The sequence below is a fragment of the Bradyrhizobium sp. YCK136 genome (assembly GCF_044570075.1).
Classification (GTDB): domain Bacteria; phylum Pseudomonadota; class Alphaproteobacteria; order Rhizobiales; family Xanthobacteraceae; genus Bradyrhizobium; species Bradyrhizobium diazoefficiens.
The window spans coordinates 7,344,018-7,362,369 of the sequence record NZ_CP172424.1 but is presented as its reverse complement, the minus strand read 5'-3'; the positions used below and the strand labels follow the sequence as shown (position 1 = coordinate 7,362,369).

The 18,352-nt window shown below is 65.1% G+C and carries 15 protein-coding genes and 1 pseudogene; 13 read left to right on the top strand and 3 right to left on the bottom strand.

Annotation, left to right across the window (positions count from 1 at the left end; translation table 11 throughout):
* Positions 1–271 precede the first annotated feature (271 nt).
* The 9 genes and pseudogenes from ACFLEY_RS35560 (at position 272) to ACFLEY_RS35520 (ending at position 12,430) form a co-directional block, all read left to right on the top strand.
* Positions 272–3,409 (top strand): efflux RND transporter permease subunit, encoded by a 3,138-nt coding sequence (locus ACFLEY_RS35560; RefSeq protein WP_011085210.1) that lies wholly within the window; start codon positions 272–274, stop codon positions 3,407–3,409.
* Positions 3,410–3,443: 34 nt separating this feature from the next.
* Entirely contained in the window at positions 3,444–4,043 is a 600-nt protein-coding gene (locus ACFLEY_RS35555; RefSeq protein ID WP_028175068.1) for a TetR/AcrR family transcriptional regulator, read from the top strand.
* A 120-nt stretch (positions 4,044–4,163) separates the two neighbouring features.
* Positions 4,164–4,787: a flavin reductase family protein gene (locus ACFLEY_RS35550; protein ID WP_028175067.1), complete on the top strand. Its 624-nt coding sequence runs from the start codon at positions 4,164–4,166 to the stop codon at positions 4,785–4,787.
* Between the two features lie 287 nt (positions 4,788–5,074).
* A pseudogene (locus ACFLEY_RS35545) lies at positions 5,075–7,341 on the top strand (acyl-CoA dehydrogenase).
* Entirely contained in the window at positions 7,341–8,624 is a 1,284-nt protein-coding gene (locus tag ACFLEY_RS35540; protein WP_011085214.1) for an acetyl-CoA C-acetyltransferase, read from the top strand. Before ACFLEY_RS35545 ends, ACFLEY_RS35540 begins: the two are co-directional and overlap by 1 nt.
* Before the next feature lie 2 nt (positions 8,625–8,626).
* Positions 8,627–10,723: a 3-hydroxyacyl-CoA dehydrogenase NAD-binding domain-containing protein gene (locus ACFLEY_RS35535; RefSeq protein WP_060910810.1), complete on the top strand. Its 2,097-nt coding sequence runs from the start codon at positions 8,627–8,629 to the stop codon at positions 10,721–10,723.
* A 261-nt stretch (positions 10,724–10,984) separates the two neighbouring features.
* Positions 10,985–11,536, top strand: a complete 552-nt coding sequence (locus ACFLEY_RS35530) for a fatty acid desaturase CarF family protein (RefSeq protein ID WP_396604348.1) — start codon at positions 10,985–10,987, stop codon at positions 11,534–11,536.
* A 79-nt stretch (positions 11,537–11,615) separates the two neighbouring features.
* Complete coding sequence (locus ACFLEY_RS35525; protein ID WP_028175063.1) at positions 11,616–12,047, top strand: acyl-CoA thioesterase; 432 nt, start codon at positions 11,616–11,618, stop codon at positions 12,045–12,047.
* A gap of 191 nt (positions 12,048–12,238) precedes the next feature.
* Complete coding sequence (locus ACFLEY_RS35520) at positions 12,239–12,430, top strand: hypothetical protein (RefSeq protein WP_060910811.1); 192 nt, start codon at positions 12,239–12,241, stop codon at positions 12,428–12,430.
* 99 nt (positions 12,431–12,529) lie between these two features.
* On the opposite strand, the gene ACFLEY_RS35515 is transcribed toward ACFLEY_RS35520, so the two are convergent.
* Complete coding sequence (locus tag ACFLEY_RS35515) at positions 12,530–12,997, bottom strand: nuclear transport factor 2 family protein (protein ID WP_011085218.1); 468 nt, start codon at positions 12,995–12,997, stop codon at positions 12,530–12,532.
* 155 nt (positions 12,998–13,152) lie between these two features.
* Between ACFLEY_RS35515 and ACFLEY_RS35510 the strand changes: the two genes are divergently transcribed.
* Positions 13,153–13,839 (top strand): HAD family phosphatase, encoded by a 687-nt coding sequence (locus ACFLEY_RS35510; RefSeq protein WP_038967389.1) that lies wholly within the window; start codon positions 13,153–13,155, stop codon positions 13,837–13,839.
* Positions 13,840–13,930: 91 nt separating this feature from the next.
* Positions 13,931–14,776: a DeoR/GlpR family DNA-binding transcription regulator gene (locus ACFLEY_RS35505; protein WP_060910813.1), complete on the top strand. Its 846-nt coding sequence runs from the start codon at positions 13,931–13,933 to the stop codon at positions 14,774–14,776.
* Positions 14,777–14,778: 2 nt separating this feature from the next.
* Here ACFLEY_RS35505 and ACFLEY_RS35500 read toward each other — a convergent pair whose 3' ends face one another.
* Together ACFLEY_RS35500 and ACFLEY_RS35495 are read right to left on the bottom strand one after the other, a co-directional pair.
* Entirely contained in the window at positions 14,779–15,204 is a 426-nt protein-coding gene (locus ACFLEY_RS35500) for a type II toxin-antitoxin system VapC family toxin (protein ID WP_060910814.1), read from the bottom strand.
* Positions 15,201–15,485: a type II toxin-antitoxin system Phd/YefM family antitoxin gene (locus ACFLEY_RS35495; protein ID WP_060910815.1), complete on the bottom strand. Its 285-nt coding sequence runs from the start codon at positions 15,483–15,485 to the stop codon at positions 15,201–15,203. Before ACFLEY_RS35495 ends, ACFLEY_RS35500 begins: the two co-directional genes overlap by 4 nt.
* A gap of 233 nt (positions 15,486–15,718) precedes the next feature.
* On the opposite strand from ACFLEY_RS35495, the gene glpD reads away from it, so the two are divergent.
* Together glpD and ACFLEY_RS35485 are read left to right on the top strand one after the other, a co-directional pair.
* Positions 15,719–17,269: a glycerol-3-phosphate dehydrogenase gene (gene glpD / locus ACFLEY_RS35490; RefSeq protein ID WP_060910816.1), complete on the top strand. Its 1,551-nt coding sequence runs from the start codon at positions 15,719–15,721 to the stop codon at positions 17,267–17,269.
* On the top strand, positions 17,266–18,342 hold the full coding sequence (locus tag ACFLEY_RS35485) for an ABC transporter ATP-binding protein (RefSeq protein WP_060910817.1): 1,077 nt from the start codon (positions 17,266–17,268) through the stop codon (positions 18,340–18,342). The genes glpD and ACFLEY_RS35485 overlap by 4 nt, the downstream gene beginning before the upstream one ends.
* Positions 18,343–18,352 lie beyond the last annotated feature (10 nt).

Sequence of the window (18,352 nt, the reverse complement as noted above, 5' to 3'; positions counted from 1 at the left end):
GCGCCCCGAAGGGCGAACTCTATGGTGCGCAATTGCGCACCTGAGAATCTCGAGATTCCGGGTCTGGTCCTTCGGACCATCCCGGAATGACAAGAGAAGTCGAGTTTCGTCGTGTGAGGTGAGTTTCGGCCCAAGCGCAAATGCTGGGGCTGAAGCGGCGAAGCGATCCAGAACCTGCCCAGCCCCCTGGATTGCTTCGCTGCCTCGCGACGACGGGTTGAACTGAGTGGCTGTCGTTTTTTGCAACTGGATCGTCTTTTCGGAGAGAGCGATGAAGCGCTTCAACCTTTCGGCCTGGGCCGTCAGCCATCCGACGCTGGTCCTGTTCCTGATGCTCGTGCTCGGTGTCGCCGGCTTCTTCTCCTATCAGAAGCTCGGCCGCGCCGAGGATCCGTTCTTCACGGTGAAGGTGGTCAACGTCTCCGTGATCTGGCCGGGCGCGACCGCGCAGGAGATGCAGACCCAGGTCGCCGATCCCATCGAGAAGAAGATCCAGGAGCTGCCTTACTTCGAGAAGGTGCAGACCTATTCCAAGCCGGCCTTCACCGCGCTCCAGGTCACCTTCCGCGATTCGACGCCGCCGAAGGACGTGCCGTACCTCTTCTATCTGCTGCGCAAGAAGCTTGTTGACGTGCAAGGCCAGCTGCCCGCCGGCATCCTCGGACCCGTCGTCAACGACGAGTTCTCCGACGTCGATTCGATCCTCTACATGATGACCGGCGACGGCGCCGACTATGCCCAGCTCAAGAAGGTGTCCGAAGGCTTCCGTCAGCGCCTCCTGAAGGTGCCGGGCGTGACCAAGGTCGACGTCTACGGCAATCAGGACGAGCGCATCTTCGTCGAGTTCAGCCACGCCAAGCTCGCCACCCTCGGCATCACGCCGCAGGCGCTGTTCGACTCGCTTGCCAAGCAGAACAACGTGACCCCGGCCGGCACGGTTGAGACCTCCTCGCAGCGCGTGCCGCTGCGCGTCACCGGCGCGCTCGACGGCGCCAAGGCCGTGGCCGAGACCCCGGTCGAGAGCAACGGTCGCGTCTTCCGCCTGGGGGATATCGCCACCGTCACGCACGGCTATGTCGATCCGCCGAGCTTCGTCGTGCGCCAGGAAGGCAAGGCCGCGATCGGCATCGGCGTCGTCACCGCCAAGGGCGCCAACATCCTCGATCTCGGCAAGGAGGTCGAGAAGGCCACGGCCGAGTTCATGAAGGCGGTGCCGCAGGGCATCGATGTCAAGCTCATCGCAGACCAGCCCAAGGTGGTCGAGCACGCCGTCGGCGAGTTCGTGCACTCCTTCATGGAGGCGCTCGTCATCGTGCTGTTCGTCTCGTTCCTGGCGCTCGGCTGGCGTACCGGCATCGTGGTCGCGCTCTCCGTGCCGCTGGTGCTCGGCATCGTCTTCATCGTCATGAACACGATGTCGCTCGACCTGCACCGCATCACGCTCGGCGCTCTGATCATCGCGCTCGGCCTGCTCGTCGACGACGCCATCATCGCGGTCGAGATGATGGTGGTGAAGATGGAGCAGGGCTGGGACCGTATGCGGGCGGCATCCTTTGCCTGGGAATCCACTGCGTTTCCGATGCTCACGGGAACGCTGGTCACGGCCGCTGGCTTCCTCCCCATCGGCTTTGCCAATTCCGCGGTCGGCGAATATGCCGGCAGCATCTTCTGGATCGTGGCGATCTCGCTGGTCGCCTCCTGGTTCGTGGCGGTGATCTTCACGCCCTATATCGGCGTCAAGCTGCTGCCCAACATCAAGGTGCACCACAACCACGATCCGCACGCGGTCTATGAGACCCGCATGTATCGCGGTCTGCGCGCCGTCGTGCAGTGGTGCGTCAATCACCGCATCACGGTGGTGGTCGCGACCGTCGGCGTCTTCGTCGCCTCGATCGTCGGCTTCGGTCATGTCCAGCAGCAGTTCTTCCCGCTGTCGGAGCGGCCCGAGCTGTTCCTCCAGCTGCGCCTGCCGGAAGGCACGGCCTTCAACGTCACCGAGAAGGCGGTGAAGAAGGCCGAGACGCTGCTCAAGGACGACCAGGACATCGAGACCTATACCGCCTATGTCGGCCAGGGCTCGCCCCGATTCTGGCTCGGCCTCAACCCGCAGCTGCCGAACGAGGCCTTCGCCGAGATCGTCATCGTCGCCAAGGGCGTCGAGGCGCGCGAGCGCATCAAGGCCAAGATCGAAAATGCGGCTGCCGAAGGTTTTCTGTCCGAGGCGCGCGTCCGCGTCGACCGCTTCAACTTCGGTCCGCCGGTCGGCTTCCCCGTGCAGTTCCGCGTGATCGGTCCCGACGCCAACAAGGTGCGCGAGATCGCCTACCAGGTCCGCGACGTCATGCGCGAGAACAAGAGCGTCAAGGATGTCCAGCTCGACTGGAACGAGCAGTCGCCCTACCTCAAGCTCGTCGTCGACCAGGACCGCGCCCGCGCCATGGGCCTGACCCCGCAGGACGTGTCGCAGGCGCTCGCAATGCTGATCTCGGGCTCGCAGGTCACGACCGTGCGCGACGGCATCGAGAAGGTCGGCGTGGTCGCCCGTGCGGTCCCGTCCGAGCGCCTCGACCTCGGCGGCGTCGGCGACCTCACCATCACCTCGCGCAATGGCGTTGCCGTGCCGCTGCAGCAGATTGCCAAGATCGAGTACTCCCACGAGGAGCCGATCATGTGGCGGCGCAACCGCGACATGGCGATCACCGTGCGCTCCGATGTCGTCGACGGCGTGCAGGCGCCCGACGTCACCAACCAGATCACGCCGAAGCTGAAGGCGATCAAGGATCATCTCGAGCCGGCCTACCGCATCGAGCCGGGCGGCGCGTTCGAGGAATCCGCCAAGGGCAACGCCTCGATCTTCATCCTCTTCCCGGTGATGGTCATGGTGATGCTGACGCTCTTGATGATCCAGCTTCAGAGCTTCTCGCGCCTGATCCTGGTGTTCCTGACCGCGCCGCTCGGCATCGTCGGCGCGTCCCTCGGCCTCAACGTCGCCAACGCCCCGTTCGGCTTCGTGGCGCTGCTCGGCCTGATCGCGCTCGCCGGCATGATCATGCGCAACGCGGTCATCCTGGTCGACCAGATCGAGACCGACGTTTCTCATGGCTTGACGCGCCGGGAGGCGATCGTGGAGGCGACCGTCCGCCGGGCCCGTCCGGTGGTGCTGACGGCGCTGGCCGCCATCCTGGCCATGATCCCGCTGTCGCGCTCGGCGTTCTGGGGCCCGATGGCGATCACCATCATGGGTGGCCTGTTCGTGGCGACCTTCCTCACACTCCTGTACCTGCCGGGCCTCTACGCCCTGTGGTTCAGGAAGAGCCTGGACGAGGCCGGCACCCCCGAGCAGCCTGCCGCGCCGCAGCATGGGAGCGATGACCCGCACGCAATTCCGCTTGCTGAAGCGGCTGAATAAGTGAGAAGAAGTGCTGATTGACGAGTCCTGACAGATGACACTGATTGCGGAACATATCGAAGGCGACACCCGGGATCGTATCCTCGAGGTGGCCGAGCGGCTGTTCCGCCAGATCGGCTACCAGAAGACCACGGTCGGTGACATCGCCAAGGAGCTCAGGATGAGCCCCGCCAATGTCTATCGCTTCTTCGAATCGAAGAAGGCGATTCACCAGGCGGTGGCCCGTTCGCTGATGGGCGAGGTTGAGATCGAAGCGCAGCGGATCGTGGCAAGGCCCGGTCCGGTGCTCCCGCGCTTCCGCGAGCTGCTAACCACCATCCATCGCATGAACACCGAGCGCTATGTCGGCGACAACAAGCTGCATGAGATGGTCGAGATCGCGATGCAGGAGGACTGGGACGTCTGCGTCGCCCATATGGAGTGCATTGCCGGGGTGATCGGCCAGATGATCGCGCAAGGCGCGGCCTCCGGCGAGTTCGAGGCCCCGGACCTGCAATTGGCCGCGCTCTGCGCCTCCACGGCGATGATGCGCTTCTTCCACCCCCAGATGATCGCCCAGTGCGCCACCAAGCCGGGCCCGACCATCGACCAGATGATCGATTTCGTCATCGCGGGTCTGTCGCCGCGTCACTGATCAATGTTTTGAGTTGACCGTCATTCCGGGGCGATGCGAAGCATCGAACCCGGAATCTCGAGATTCCGGGCTCGGTCCTGCGGACCGCCCCGGAATGACGGAAAACGGAGAAGCAAGCGCGTGACCGACAAAGACCTCTACTTCTACGAACCCTCCAAGGGCCACGGCCTCAAGCACGATCCGTTCAACGCCATCATTGCGCCGCGGCCGATCGGCTGGATCTCCTCCCGCGACACCAGGGGCCACGTCAACCTCGCGCCCTACAGCTTCTTCAACGCGTTCGCTTACGTGCCGCCGATCATCGGCTTCTCCTCCACCAACTGGAAGGACACGGTCGAGAACATCAAGCAGACCGGCGAGTTCGTCTGGAATCTCGCCACCATGGATCTTGCCAGGCACATGAACGCGACTGCCGCGCATGTCGCCCCCGAGGTCGACGAGTTCGAGGTCGCCGGCCTCACCGCCGTGCCCGGCAAGCTCGTCAACGTGCCGCGCGTGGCTGAGAGCCCGGTCGCCTTCGAGTGCAAGGTGTCCGACATCGTCCGCCTCAAGGGCGCCGACGGCAGGGAGGCCGATGCCTGGCTGACGCTGGGCGAGGTCGTCGCCGTCCATATCGACAAGGCCATGATCAAGGACGGCGTCTACCAGACCGCCGCCGCCCGCCCAATCGTCCGCGCCGGCCGCCGGGGCGACTACTTCGAGATCAAGCCGGAAAACATGTTCGAGATGGTCCGGCCGGATTAGGTCCGGCCACCGCTCTCTCCACACGTCATTCCGGGGCGACGCGTAGCGTCGAGCCCGGAATCCATACTCCCGATCGTGGTTATGGATTCCGGGTTCACGCTACGCGTGCCCCGGAATGACGGTGGCAAAAGCGGCTCTCCATCCCTCCCGGAACTGCCCCCACGCCTGGCCGTTATGGCCCCTGGGGCGGCCGCCCGGCCGCGTCAATTTCGCAGGGGAAGTGTTCACCTCCGCCAGCCACTTTCCGCTAAAATGTCGGTCACCCGCGCCGATGCATGAGGTCCGCCATGAGCTTCCGCCGCGACACCATCACAAAACCGGTCTTCTCCTGGGCGCGCGGCGTGCTGCCGGCGATGTCCGACACCGAGCGCGAGGCGCTGGAGGCCGGCGACGTCTGGTGAGACGCCGATCTGTTCACCGGCAATCCTGATTGGGCGAAGCTGCTGAAGGTCCCGCAGGCGACCCTGACCGACGAGGAGCAGGCCTTCCTCAACGGCCCGGTCGATGAGCTCTGCGCCATGCTCGACGAGTGGAAGATCTTTTGGGAATGGCGCGATTTGCCGCCGGATGTCTGGCATTTCGTCAAGCGCGAAAAGTTCTTCGGCATGATCATTCCGAAGGAGTTCGGCGGCCTCGGCTTCTCGCCCTATGCCCATTCGGAAGTCGTGCGCAAGATCTCGACCCGCTCGATCGCTGCCGCCGTCACGGTGATGGTGCCGAACTCGCTCGGCCCCGGCGAGCTCCTGATGCGCTTCGGCACCAAGGAGCAGCAGGCGCGCTGGCTGCCGCGGCTGGCCAACGGCCGCGACATTCCCTGCTTCGGCCTCACCAGCCCGGAAGCCGGCTCCGACGCCGCCTCGATGGTGGACAGCGGCGTCATCTGCAAGGGCACCTTCGAAGGCCGCGAGGTCGTGGGCCTCAGGCTCAACTGGCACAAGCGCTACATCACGCTCGGCCCCGTCGCGACGCTGCTCGGTCGCCTTCAAGGCCTATGACCCCGACCACCTCGTGGGCCAGCAGGAAGAGCTCGGCATTACCGTGGCGCTGATCCCGAGCAATCTGCCCGGCGTCGAGATCGGCCACCGCCACCTGCCGTCGATGCAGGTCTTCCAGAACGGCCCGAACCGGGGCCGCGACGTCTTCATTCCGCTCGATTACGTCATCGGCGGCAAGGAGCGCCTCGGGCAAGGCTGGAAGATGCTGATGACGGCGCTTGCCGCCGGCCGCGGCATTTCGCTGCCGTCGCTGTCGGCCGCGGGCGCTGCCTATGCCGCGCGCACCACCGGCGCCTACGCCCGCATCCGCGAGCAGTTCGGCATCTCCATCTCCAAGTTCGAAGGTGTCGAGGAGCCGCTCGCGCGTATCGTCGCCACCGCCTATCAGCTCGATGCGGCGCGGCGGCTGACCTGCGCGGCGCTCAATGCCGGCGTCCATCCCGCCGTCATCTCCGGCATCATGAAGCTGCACGCGACCGAGCGGATGCGCACCGCCGTCGACGACGCCATGGATATCCACGGCGGCAAGGCCGTGATCGACGGTCCGCAAAACTATCTCGGCAATCTCCACCGCGCCGTTCCGGTCGGCATCACGGTCGAGGGCGCCAATATCCTCACCCGCAATCTCATCGTGTTCGGGCAGGGCGCGATCCGCGCCCATCCCTATCTGCTCGACGAGATGAACGCGCTCGCCGACACCGACCGAGAACGCGGTTTGACGGCATTCGACACCGCGTTCTGGAAGCATGTCGGCCACAGCTTTCAGACACTCTTTCGTGCCTTCGGCCGGAGCTGGACCTTCGGCGCGTTCGCGTCGGCGCCGGATGCGGGCGACGCCACGCCCTTCTATCGCCAGCTCTCGCGCTATTCGGCGGCGTTTGCGGCTCTGTGCCGACATGGCGCTGCTCACGCTCGGCGGCGCGCTCAAGCGCAAGGAGATGCTGTCGGCGCGCTTCGGCGACATTCTGTCCGAGCTGTATCTGCTCTCGGCCGCGCTGAAACGCTGGCATGACGAGGGCCGGCAGACGGAGGACTTTGCCGCGCTGGAATGGTGCATGGCGACCGGCTTCAAGACAATTGAAAATCGGCTCGCCGAAATTCTCGCCAATCTGCCGAATCGCTTCGTCGCGGGATTCCTCAAGCTCGTGGTCCAGCCTTTCGGCGCCCGTGTGCTCGGCCCGTCCGACCGGGTCGTGCATCAATGCGCGAGCCTCGTGCTGGAGCCGTCGGCGGCACGTGACCGCTTGACGGCCGACCTCGCTCATGTCGACGATGACGGCGGCTTTGCCCGGCTGGAGCGCGCCTTCAAGCTGGTCGCGGGCACGGATGCGATCGCCAAGCGCATGCGCGCCGCGCACATCAGCGACTGGAAGGAGGCGGTCGCCAAGGGCGTGATCACGCAGGCTGAGGGCGAGCAGCTCGCCGCAACCCGCGAGGCCGTCACGAAGGTGATCGAGGTCGACGATTTTGCGCCGGAGGCGCTGTCGCCGATTTACAAGAAAACCGGAGATGTGCATCAGTTCTTCCAGGAACTCGGTGAACAGAGGGCGGCGAGCTGATGGCACGACCGGTATTCATCGTCGACGGCAGCCGGACGCCGTTCCTGAAGGCGCGCTCGGGGCCGGGGCCGTTCACGCCGGTCGATCTCGCCGTGCAATGCGGCCGGCCGCTCCTGGCGCGCCAGCCGTTTTCGCCCACAAGCTTTGATCAGGTCATCCTCGGCTGCGTCAACGTGATCGCGGACGAGATGAACCCGGCTCGCGTCGCGGCGCTCCGGCTCGGCATGGGCGAGGATATGGTCGCCTTCACGGTGCAGATCAATTGCGGCTCCGGCATGCAGTCGATCGACACCGCCTACCGCTACATCCGCGAGGGCCACGCCGACATGATCCTGGCCGGCGGCACCGAGGCGCTGAGCCACGCGCCGCTGGTGTGGCCGAATTCCGGCGTGCGCTGGTTTGCCGGTCTTGCCACAGCGAAGGGCGTGGCCGCGAAGCTCGCCGCCGCCTTCAAATTGCGGCCGCGCTATCTCAAGCCGATCATCGGCCTCGAGCGCGGCCTGACCGACCCCATCACAGACTTGAACATGGGCCAGACCGCCGAGGTCGTCGGCCATCTCTTCGGCATCACGCGCGCACAGTCCGACGCCTACGCAGCCGAGAGCCATCGCCGGCTCGCGCATGCGCAAGGCGCGGGTTTTCTGAAGGGCGAGGTCGAGACCGCCTTTTCCCGCGACGGCAAGTTCTTCGACCATGACGACGGCGTGCGGCCGGACTCCACGGCCGAGACGCTCGCAAAGCTGAGGCCGGTGTTCGAGCGCCCCTGGGGCCAGGTCACCGCCGGCAATTCCTCGCAAATCACCGATGGCGCCTCCTGGGTGATCCTCGCCTCCGACGCGGCAGTCGCAAAGCACAAGCTGACGCCGAAGGCCGTCATCGTCGACAGCAACTGGGCCGCGCTCGATCCCAGCATCATGGGGCTTGGTCCCGTGATGTCGGCGACGCCGCTGCTTGCGCGCAACAACCTCACCATCAAGGACGTCGAGACCTGGGAGCTGAACGAAGCTTTCGCAACTCAGGTGCTCGGCTGCCTCGCCGCCTGGAACGACGACAAGTTCTGCCGCGAGATTTTGGGGCTCGACGGCGCGGCCGGTGAGATCGACCGTGACAAGCTCAATGTCGACGGCGGCGCGATCTCACTCGGCCATCCCGTCGGCACCTCCGGCAACCGCATCGTGCTGCATCTGGTCAACGCGATGAAGCGGCTCGGCACCCGGCGCGGCGTTGCCACCGAATGCATCGGCGGCGGGCTCGGCGGCGCCATGCTGATCGAGGCGGTGTGACCATGGATTCCAGGATCATGACCGCGCTCGGCGACCGCGTGCTGACGCTCGGGCCTCAGCCCGCGGCAGACAGTCCATACAAGCACTTCAAGCTCACGCGCGATGCCGACGGTGTCGCCTGGCTGCTGTTCGATCGCGCCGATGCGAGCGCCAATACGCTCTCCTCCGACGTGATGGAAGAGTTCGACGCGGTGCTCGCCGCGATCGAGACCGAACGCCCCGCAGGTCTCGTGATCCGCTCGGCCAAACCGTCCGGCTTCATCGCCGGCGCCGACGTCAACGAATTCCGCGGCGCCAGCGATCCCGAGATGGTGGAGACGCGCATCCGCGCCGCGCATGCCGTCGTCGACCATCTGGAGGCCTTGAGGCTGCCGACGGTCGCGGTCATCCACGGCTTCTGCCTCGGCGGCGGGCTCGAGGTCGCGCTCGCCTGCCAGTCGCGCATTGCCATCGAGGGTGCGCGCTTCGGCTTCCCGGAGGTGATGCTCGGCCTGCATCCCGGTCTCGGCGGCACTGCCCGTTTCACGGCGCTGGTCAATCCGACCCAGTCGATGGCCTTGATGCTGACCGGCCGCACCATCGATGCGCGCCGCGCCAAATCGCTCGGCCTCGTCGACACCGTGACGCAGGAACGCCACGTCCGTGGCGCGGTGAAGGACGTGCTGTTCGGCCGGCTGAAGCGGGCCAGGCCCGGCCTGCTGACGCGCGCGGCCAATCTCGGGCCGGTGCGTGGACTGCTGGCCAAGCGCATGCGCTCGGAGGCGGCGAAGGCCGCACCGCGCGAGCACTATCCGGCGCCTTACGCGCTGATCGATCTCTGGGAAACGCATGGCGGCAGCAAAGCCGCGATGCTGGCGGCCGAGCAGGCCTCGTTCGCCAAGCTGATGGTGACGCCGACCGCGCAGAATCTGATCCGCGTCTTCTTTCTGCGCGAGCAGATGAAGAAGGCGGCAGGCGCCGGCAACGCGGTGAAGCATGTCCATGTCATCGGCGCCGGCGCCATGGGCGGCGACATCGCAGCATGGTGTGCGGGGCAGGGGCTGCGGGTCTCGCTCGCCGACATGAAGGCGGAGCCGATCGCAGGGGCGGTGAAGCGTGCGGCCGAGCTTTACGGCAAGATCATCCGAAAACCCACCGAGGTGCGCGACGCCCTCGATCGCCTGATTCCGGACATGGACGGCGAGGGCGTCCGCAACGCTGATCTCGTCATTGAGGCGGTGCCGGAAAAGCTGGAGCTCAAGCAGAAAGTCTATGCCGGTCTCGAGCCGAAGATGAAGCCGGGTGCGATTCTTGCGACCAACACCTCGAGCATTCCGCTTCAGGACCTGCGCACCACGCTGGCGCGGCCCGAGCGGCTGGTCGGGCTGCACTTCTTCAATCCGGTGTCGCGCCTGCAATTGGTCGAGGTCGTCAGCCATGACGGCAACGATGCACAGGTCTTGAGGGAGGCACTCGCCTTTGTCGGTGCGATCGACCGCCTGCCGCTCGCCGTGAAGAGCTCGCCCGGCTTCCTCGTCAACCGCGCGCTGACGCTCTACATGCTGGAGGCAATGGTGATGCTGGACGAGAAGACCGACCAGCGCCTGATCGACGCGGCGGCCGAGCAGTTCGGCATGCCGATGGGACCGATCGAGCTTGCCGACCAGGTCGGGCTCGACATCTGCCTCGATGTCGGCGACATGCTGCGCACCAAGTTCGGCGATCTGCTGCCGCCGACGCCGGCCTGGCTGCGCGAGAAGGTCGCCAAAGGCGAGCTCGGCCGCAAGACCGGCAGGGGCTTCTACACCTGGAAGGACGGCAAGGCCGAGAAGGTGCCGCTCCCCGAGACCGGCCCGCGCGTGACCGACCAGATGATCGACCGCCTGGTGCTGCCGATGTCCAACGTCTGCGTCGCGGCGCTGCGCGAGGGCATTGTCGAGGATCCCGATGCGGTCGACGGCGCCATGATCTTCGGCACGGGGTATGCACCGTTCCGCGGCGGCCCGCTGAACTATGCGCGCACGCGCGGCGTGGATAATGTCGTGTCCACCTTGCGCGAGCTTGCCGATCGATTCGGCGGACGTTTCGCGCCTGACGCGGGCTGGGACAATTTGAAATAGGGATGATGTCGGCAAAAGGTGCTATCATGGGTAGTGGAGCCCGTGGAGGAGCATCGCCGATGCCGACGATCCCGTTCTTCAAGCATGCGACCTTGCGCGAGATCATCATCACGCGGCTGTGCTGTGCGGCTGATGCCGTCGTGATCCTGTGCTGCGCAATTTATCTCGTCGAATGTTACCACGCGGCAGGATTGCGCTGGCCGTGGCTGATCGTGGCACTCCTGATCGGTTATTTCCTCGCTGATTTTTTTTTCGGGGCTGGTGCATTGGGCGGTCGACACGTGGCTCGACGAGGGGGTGCTCGGCCGCGGCATCGCGATGACGCGAGAGCATCACACCCATCCGAGCCACGTCCTGCTCTACGAATTCCTCGACCAGGCTTCCCTCGGTGCGGCACCGAGCGCCGTGGTGGTCGGCATTGCGGCCGCGATCACGGCGTTGTTCCCGGTTTCCGCGCTCACTTACGCGCTGATGATCGTCTGGTTCGTGATCGCGACTTGCATGCTGTTTGGCATGAGCTTTCATAATCTTGCGCATTGGCGGGTCCGCCCGCCGCTCCTGCGCATGGCGCAAAGGCTGCATCTGGTCTGCTCACCCGAGCATCATTTGCGTCACCACCGCGACCACACTGTCCGCTATTGTGTCATCAATGGATGGGCCAACTATCCGTGCGACCGTCTCCGGCTTTGGAGCAGGCTGGAACGGCTCGTGACGGCAACGACAGGGCGCACGCCGCGGGCCGACGATGCGGAGTGGCAACGCAAGCTCAACGATACCGGAATCTTCGTCGGGACGCCGCGGCCGGCTGGATAGCGCAAGCTTGTCGCGTGCCGATGTTGCGCAAGGCGCCGCGGCTTTGTATCCAGAGCCGAGAGCCGCGGAGATCAACCATATGACCGACACGCACGTCAAAACCCCTATCAGCTCCGGTACCGAGCCGAGCGGCGATCTCTGCATTCGCACGCTGGCGATGCCGGCCGACACCAACGCCAATGGCGACATTTTCGGCGGCTGGTTGCTCAGCCAGATGGACGTCGGCGGCGGCGTGTTCGCCTCGAAGATCGCGAAGTCGCGCACCGTGACGGTTGCGATCGAGGCGATGAATTTTCGCAAAGCGGTGTATGTCGGCGATCTCGTCTCTGTCTACGCCAATCTCGTGCGGGTCGGGCGCACCTCACTCACCGTGCATCTCGAAGCCTGGGCGCTTCGCCGCAGGGAGGCGCACCCGTTCCTCGTCACCGACGGCAACTTCACCTATGTCTCGATCGACGATCACGGCCGTCCGCAGTCGATAACCCCCACCGATACGCCGATCGCGACGTAGCCGTACGCGGCGCATCACCGCGCGACGTTGCGTCCGCGGTCGTCGCGTCTTCGCCAAGAACAAGTCATAAAACGGATGAGGTCCCGGCGTACTCAATTGCGTGTCGATTCGGGGTGGAAACGGCCTCAAATGCCCAGGAACCTTTGGGCAGAGGTGTCGTTATTTGCCCGCACTTGAGGAATCCATGGGCCATGCCGGACAGCTACATCATCGAAGTTAATTCACAGACCGCAGGTATCGTCGTTCGCTCTCAAGGAGGCTATTGCTTCTTCGCCTCATCCGACCGCTTCCACCGCCTCGAAGGCCAGCTCTTCCGCAACGCCCGCGAAGCCGAGCGCGCTGCGCGCAAGCTGGTTAACGGCGATGTGAGGGAAGCGGCGTAGCCCCCTGTCATTCCGGGGCGCGCGTAGCGCGAACCCGGAATCTTTTGCCGCGCACTTCGCCTTACCCTCTCCCGCAAGGGGAGAGGGTAAGAAGCGACATCACAATTTCGTCGCCGCGCGTGACAGCAGCTTCCAGTCGTCGCCCTGCTTCTGCCAGTTCATCAGGATGTGAAGGTTGGTCGGCACTTTTTTCCCATCGGCCGCCATCTCCTGTTCCGCGACCCAGTGGAAGCGCACGATCGCGGCCGGGCCGACGACCTTGATGGTCGGGTCCTTGTATTCGATCGACAGGAATTTCGATTTGCCGTCGGTGGCGTTGGTGATGAAGGTCGCCTTGTCCTCCACCTTGCCGCTGGAATGGCTGTAGCTCAGATCGTCCCAGCACAGCGCACCGAGCGCCTTCGGGTCGGCCGCGATCTGGGCGAGGCGGAAGGCCTCGACCTTCTTCGCCACGGCTTCTTCGTCCGCCGCCGCGGCCAGCGCCGGTGTCGTAAGGGCGAGCGCAGAGATGGCAAGAGCTGGAACGGCAAGGGTCGAGAGAGCCAGATCGCGTCGGTTGATCGTCATCGTTTCCTCCTTTTTGCTCTTGATGAGAGTGTTACAGCCGCGCGCGGCTTTGTCGAGTGGTCACGTCGTCGTCATGCGCATGCGTCATTGCGTGATCGCAGCCATATTGATACGTGTCGCGCATCGATGCGTCGTGCATTTGGGAAAGTACGGAAATGATCGAGGCCAAGGACAATGCGACGGGCAGGGCATTGCTGTTCGACATCGACGGTACGCTTGCCAATACCGACCCGCTGCACTTGAAGGCTTTCAACGAGGTGCTCGGCCCTCGCGGCCATGTCTTCGATCACGCGCGGTTCTCGAGGGAGCTGCAAGGGTTCGCCAATGTATCGATCGGTGAGCGCTTTCTGCCCGACGAGGCGCCGGAACGGCGCGCCTCGATCCTCGATGAAAAGGAGGAAGTCTTCCGCGCGCTCGTCGCCGGGCAGATCGAGCCGCTGCCGGGTCTGATGGCGCTGCTCGACCGGGCGGACGCGGCCGGCGTTCCCATGGTTGCCGTGACCAACGCGCCGCGTCTCAACGCCGAGCTGCTGCTCTCCGGCCTCGGCATCACGGACCGTTTCAAGGCGCTCGTGATCGGCGACGAGCTGCCGCACGGCAAGCCGCATCCGCTGCCCTATCAGGAAGGCTTGCGCTTCGTCGGCGCGAGGCCGGAAACCTCGGTCGCATTCGAGGACTCCCGCACCGGCGTGCAATCGGCCACCGCGGCCGGCATTCCGACCATCGGCATCCGGACCAGCCTCAGCCATGCCGACCTGGTTGCCGCCGGCGCGGTCGCCTCCGCCGGCGCCTTCGACGATCCGGCCCTGCTCGCGCCTCTGGCTGCCGCGATGGCGTGGTGAGAGGCCTCATCCGTTAACCGTGATCGGCGGGCGCATTGACCGATGGCGCGAACCGCCGCACCATGCACCTTCCTGATTTGAGGCCATTGCCGTGACCGGATTGACCCATCGCCAAGCCGAAATCCTCAACATCGCGCGCGCCTCCGGCCGCGTCATGGTCGAGGAGCTCGCGCGCCGGTTCGAGGTCTCGGCGCAGACCATCCGCAAGGATCTCAACGACCTCTGCGAACGGCGTTCGCTGACCCGCATCCATGGCGGCGCCATCATCGCCTCGGGCGTGGAAAACCTCGCCTATGAGGCGCGCCGCTTCGTTGCCGCCGAGGAGAAGAAGGCGATCGGGGCTGCGGCCGCATCGCTCATCCCGAACGGATGCTCGCTCTTCATCAACATCGGCACCACGACGGAGGAGGTCGCGAGCGCGCTGACCTCGCATGAGGATCTCCTCGTCATCACCAACAACCTCAACGTCGCGATGCTGCTCTACCGCCATCCCCGCATCGAGGTGGTGGTTGCCGGCGGCACGGTGCGGCGCGCCGACGGTGCGGTGGTCGGCTCGACCGCGACGCAGCTGATCGGCCAGTTCAAGGTCGACTATGCCATCATCGGCGCCTCCGCGATCGACGAGGAGGGCGCGCTGCTGGATTTCGACTATCGCGAGGTGCAGGTCGCGCAGGCCATCATCGCCAATGCCCGCAGTGTCATGCTGGTCGCCGATTCCACAAAACTCCGCCGCAGCGCGCCGGTGCGCATCGCCCACATGACCCAGATCCAGACCTTCGTCACCGACCAGGAGCTTCCCGAACGCCTCGCCACCATCTGCCACAGCAAGGGCATCGAAGTGGTGGAGGCGATGCCGAAAGGGGCGGATATTGATGATGTGCAGGCCGATGCTCAGGAAGCTGCACCCGAAGCGGCGCCGGTGGTGCGGTTAAGATAGGACTATCGGTCGTCCCACGGATTGAGCAGGGGGACGCCGAATGCAGCAAAATCCTTCACATTGCGCGTGGCGAGCGTGAGATCGTTTGCAAGCGCGGTCGCGGCAAAGAAGCCATCCATGACGGACAGAGCAACGCCGCTGCGGCGGCTCTGAGCCATCAGGTCGCCCCAGCGCTCGACCACCGCCTGGTCGATCGGCAGGACACGTTCGCCAAACCGCGTCGGCAGATCATCGGCAAGCCAAGCGGCCAGTGCCGAGCGCCGGCGGCCATCCTCCAGCAATGCGATGCCGCGGCAAAGCTCGGCGATCGATGCGACGCTGATGAACGCACGATCTTCATCGATCGTGTCAAGCCAAGCCAAGACATTCGGCGAGGGGGCTGGCCGCTGAACTTCCGACAGTACGTTGGTGTCGAGCAGCAGGTTCACGGCATCTCGTCGCGCGGCGCATCGTGCATGCGTTCAAGTGCGAGGTCGGCGCCGCGCAGCGGCGAGGCCAGCAGGAATTCGGCCAACGTGCCTTTGCGTGCGGTCTTGCGGGCCCATTCCTCTGCGGAAACGATCACGGCGTTCGGCTTGCCGTGACGGGTGATGATCTGCGGGCCGGTTTGGGCGCGGCCGATCACCTCGGACAGTCGTGCCTTGGCGTTGGCAAGCGTCCACGTGTCATCAGCCGGAAGCGTGTCGGGTGCAGTGTTGTGATCGGCCATGCCAGCAAGAACCAATATGACTATTATGACTATAATCTATCGTGGCTGACCATTCAAGCGCGCTATTGCTTCTCGAATTGCCGTCTAAGCTGCTCATTTCCTCGTCCGATTGCCCACTAAAAAGTTCCGCTTTCACTTCCCTTCGCCTCTCTTTCATCTTGCTTTCGCTTTTCGGTGTGATCTAATCAAAAACGAAAGTAGTCGCTCGAAGGAACGAGCGAGTCGCCCGGGGGATGCGTCTGTTGGAGCGTATTTTCGACCTCGCCATTATTGGAGGCGGTGTTAACGGCTGTGGCATCGCGCGCGACGCGGTGGGCCGCGGCAACACAGTTTTCCTGTGCGAAATGAACGATCTGGCGAGCGGGACGTCGTCCTGGTCGACCAAGCTGGTGCATGGTGGCCTGCGCTATCTCGAATATTACGAGTTTCGCCTGGTCCGCGAGGCGCTGATCGAACGCGAGATCCTCTGGGGCATCGCGCCCCACATCATCCGCCCCTTGCGTTTCGTTTTGCCGCATCACGCAGGGCTGCGCCCGGCCTGGCTGCTGCGGCTCGGCCTCTTCCTCTATGACCACATCGGCGGCCGCCATCTGCTGCCGGCGACCCGCTCGGTCGATCTCAGGCGCGACGAGGTCGGCCGCCCGCTGATCCCGAATCGCTACAGCCGCGCCTTCGAATATTCCGACTGCTTCGTCGATGACGCCCGCCTCGTCGTGCTCAACGCGCGCGATGCCGCCGACAAGGGCGCCGAGATCCGCACCCGCACCCGTGCCACCGAGATCCGCCAGGCCGACGGCGTCTGGACGGTCAGCATGGTCAACACGCTGACCGGTGCGCGCTCGCAGGTCCAGGCCCGGGCGCTGGTCAATGCCGGCGGCCCCTGGGTCGAGGACGTGCTCGGCCGCGGTGCCGGCGTCAACGCGAAAGCCAAGGTGCGCCTGGTGCAGGGCTCGCATATCGTGGTCAAGAAGCTCTACGACCACGACCGTGCCTACATGTTCCAGAATGCGGACGGCCGCATCATCTTCGTGATCCCGTACCAGGACGATTTCACGCTGATCGGAACCACCGACCGCGACTATGACGGCGATCCCGCCAAGGTGAAGGCGACGCCGGAGGAGATCCAGTATCTCTGCGCCGCCGCGAGCGAATATCTGGCGAAGCCGGTGACTTCAGAGGACGTGGTCTGGACCTATTCCGGCGTGCGGCCGCTCTATGACGATGGCGCCAGCGAAGCCAAGGCCGCAACGCGCGACTACGTGTTCGAGCTCGACACGCCCGGCGGCTCGCCGCTGCTCTCGATCTATGGCGGCAAGATCACGACCTACCGCCGCCTCGCCGAAGAGGCGCTGGAGCGGCTTTCGCCCTATCTTCGCAGCGCGAAAGCGCGCGAGGGCTGGACCGGCAAATGGCCGCTGCCCGGCGGCGACATGGATGTGTCCGACATCGACGGGCTGATCGCCGAGCTCCAGCGCGGCTATCCCTTCCTCGGCCATGCGCATGCGCGCCGCCTCGCGCGCGCCTATGGCACCCGTGCCATCAAGCTGCTTGGCGATGCGAAATCGGGCGCCGACCTCGGCCAGGCCTTCGGCGCGACGCTCACCGAGCGCGAGGTCCGCTATCTCATGGCCAACGAATGGGCCGTTACCGCCGAGGACATCGTCTGGCGCCGTTCCAAGCTCGGGCTGCGACTATCTGCCGACGAGATCGAGGCGCTTGACGACTGGATCACGACCCACGCCGTGCCGCAAAGTCCCCTGCTGGAAGCGGGAGGACGCTCATGACCGTCACGCTCGATCACGTGACCCGGACCGTCGATGGTGTCGCGCACATCCGCGACGTCTCGCTGACGCTCCAGAGCGGCACGCTCAACGTGCTGCTCGGGCCGACGCTGTCGGGCAAGACCTCGATCATGCGGTTGCTCGCCGGCCTCGACAAGCCGACCACGGGCAAGGTGCTGGTCAACGGCAAGGACGTCACCGGCGTCGATGTGCGCCAGCGTTCGGTTGCCATGGTCTATCAGCAATTCATCAATTACCCCTCGTTCACGGTCTATGAGAACATCGCTTCGCCCTTGCGCGTGCAGGGCAAGCCGCGCGAGGAGATCGATGCGCGCGTGGCGGAAGCCGCAAAGCTGCTCAGGCTCGAGCCGTTCCTGAAGCGCACGCCGCTCCAGCTCTCCGGCGGCCAGCAGCAACGCACTGCGATGGCGCGTGCGCTGGTCAAGGGCGCCGATCTCGTGCTGCTCGACGAGCCGCTCGCCAATCTCGATTACAAGCTGCGCGAGGAGCTGCGCGCCGAGCTGCCGCGCATCTTCGAGGCCTCGGGCGCGATCTTCGTCTATGCCACCACCGAGCCGACCGAGGCGCTGCTGCTCGGCGGCAACACGGTGTGCATGTGGGAGGGCCGGGCGCTTCAGATCGGCGAGACGCCCAGCGTCTATCGCCGTCCGCAGACGCTGCGGGTTGCCCAGGTATTCTCCGATCCGCCGCTCAACCTCGTCGGCATCGAGAAGAAGAACGGTTCGGTGCAATATGCGGGAGGTATCGCCGCGCCGGCGTCCGGCCTCTATTCCGCTCTCGCCGACGGCGCCTATCGCGTCGGTTTTCGCGCGCATCAGCTTGCGCTCGCCAATGGTGAGACCGACCGCCATGCCTTCCACGCCACTGTCACGGTGACCGAGATCACCGGTTCGGAGAGTTTCGTGCATCTGACCCGCGACGGATCGAACTGGGTGGCGGTGCTGCACGGCGTGCACGAGTTCGAGCCCGGCCAGACCATCGATGCCGTGCTCGATCCCAATGATGTCTTCGTATTCGACGCGGCTGATCGCCTCGTCGCAGCTCCAAGCCAGTGAGGGGGATGCG

Coding starts and splice junctions, on each gene's coding strand:
- ACFLEY_RS35560 (WP_011085210.1), top strand. CDS start 272: ATGAAGCGCTTCAACCTTTCGGCCTGGGCCGTCAGCCATCCGACGCTG.
- ACFLEY_RS35555 (WP_028175068.1), top strand. CDS start 3,444: ATGACACTGATTGCGGAACATATCGAAGGCGACACCCGGGATCGTATC.
- ACFLEY_RS35540 (WP_011085214.1), top strand. CDS start 7,341: ATGGCACGACCGGTATTCATCGTCGACGGCAGCCGGACGCCGTTCCTG.
- ACFLEY_RS35535 (WP_060910810.1), top strand. CDS start 8,627: ATGGATTCCAGGATCATGACCGCGCTCGGCGACCGCGTGCTGACGCTC.
- ACFLEY_RS35525 (WP_028175063.1), top strand. CDS start 11,616: ATGACCGACACGCACGTCAAAACCCCTATCAGCTCCGGTACCGAGCCG.
- ACFLEY_RS35520 (WP_060910811.1), top strand. CDS start 12,239: ATGCCGGACAGCTACATCATCGAAGTTAATTCACAGACCGCAGGTATC.
- ACFLEY_RS35515 (WP_011085218.1), bottom strand. CDS start 12,997: ATGACGATCAACCGACGCGATCTGGCTCTCTCGACCCTTGCCGTTCCA.
- ACFLEY_RS35510 (WP_038967389.1), top strand. CDS start 13,153: ATGATCGAGGCCAAGGACAATGCGACGGGCAGGGCATTGCTGTTCGAC.
- ACFLEY_RS35495 (WP_060910815.1), bottom strand. CDS start 15,485: ATGGCCGATCACAACACTGCACCCGACACGCTTCCGGCTGATGACACG.
- glpD (WP_060910816.1), top strand. CDS start 15,719: ATGCGTCTGTTGGAGCGTATTTTCGACCTCGCCATTATTGGAGGCGGT.
- ACFLEY_RS35485 (WP_060910817.1), top strand. CDS start 17,266: ATGACCGTCACGCTCGATCACGTGACCCGGACCGTCGATGGTGTCGCG.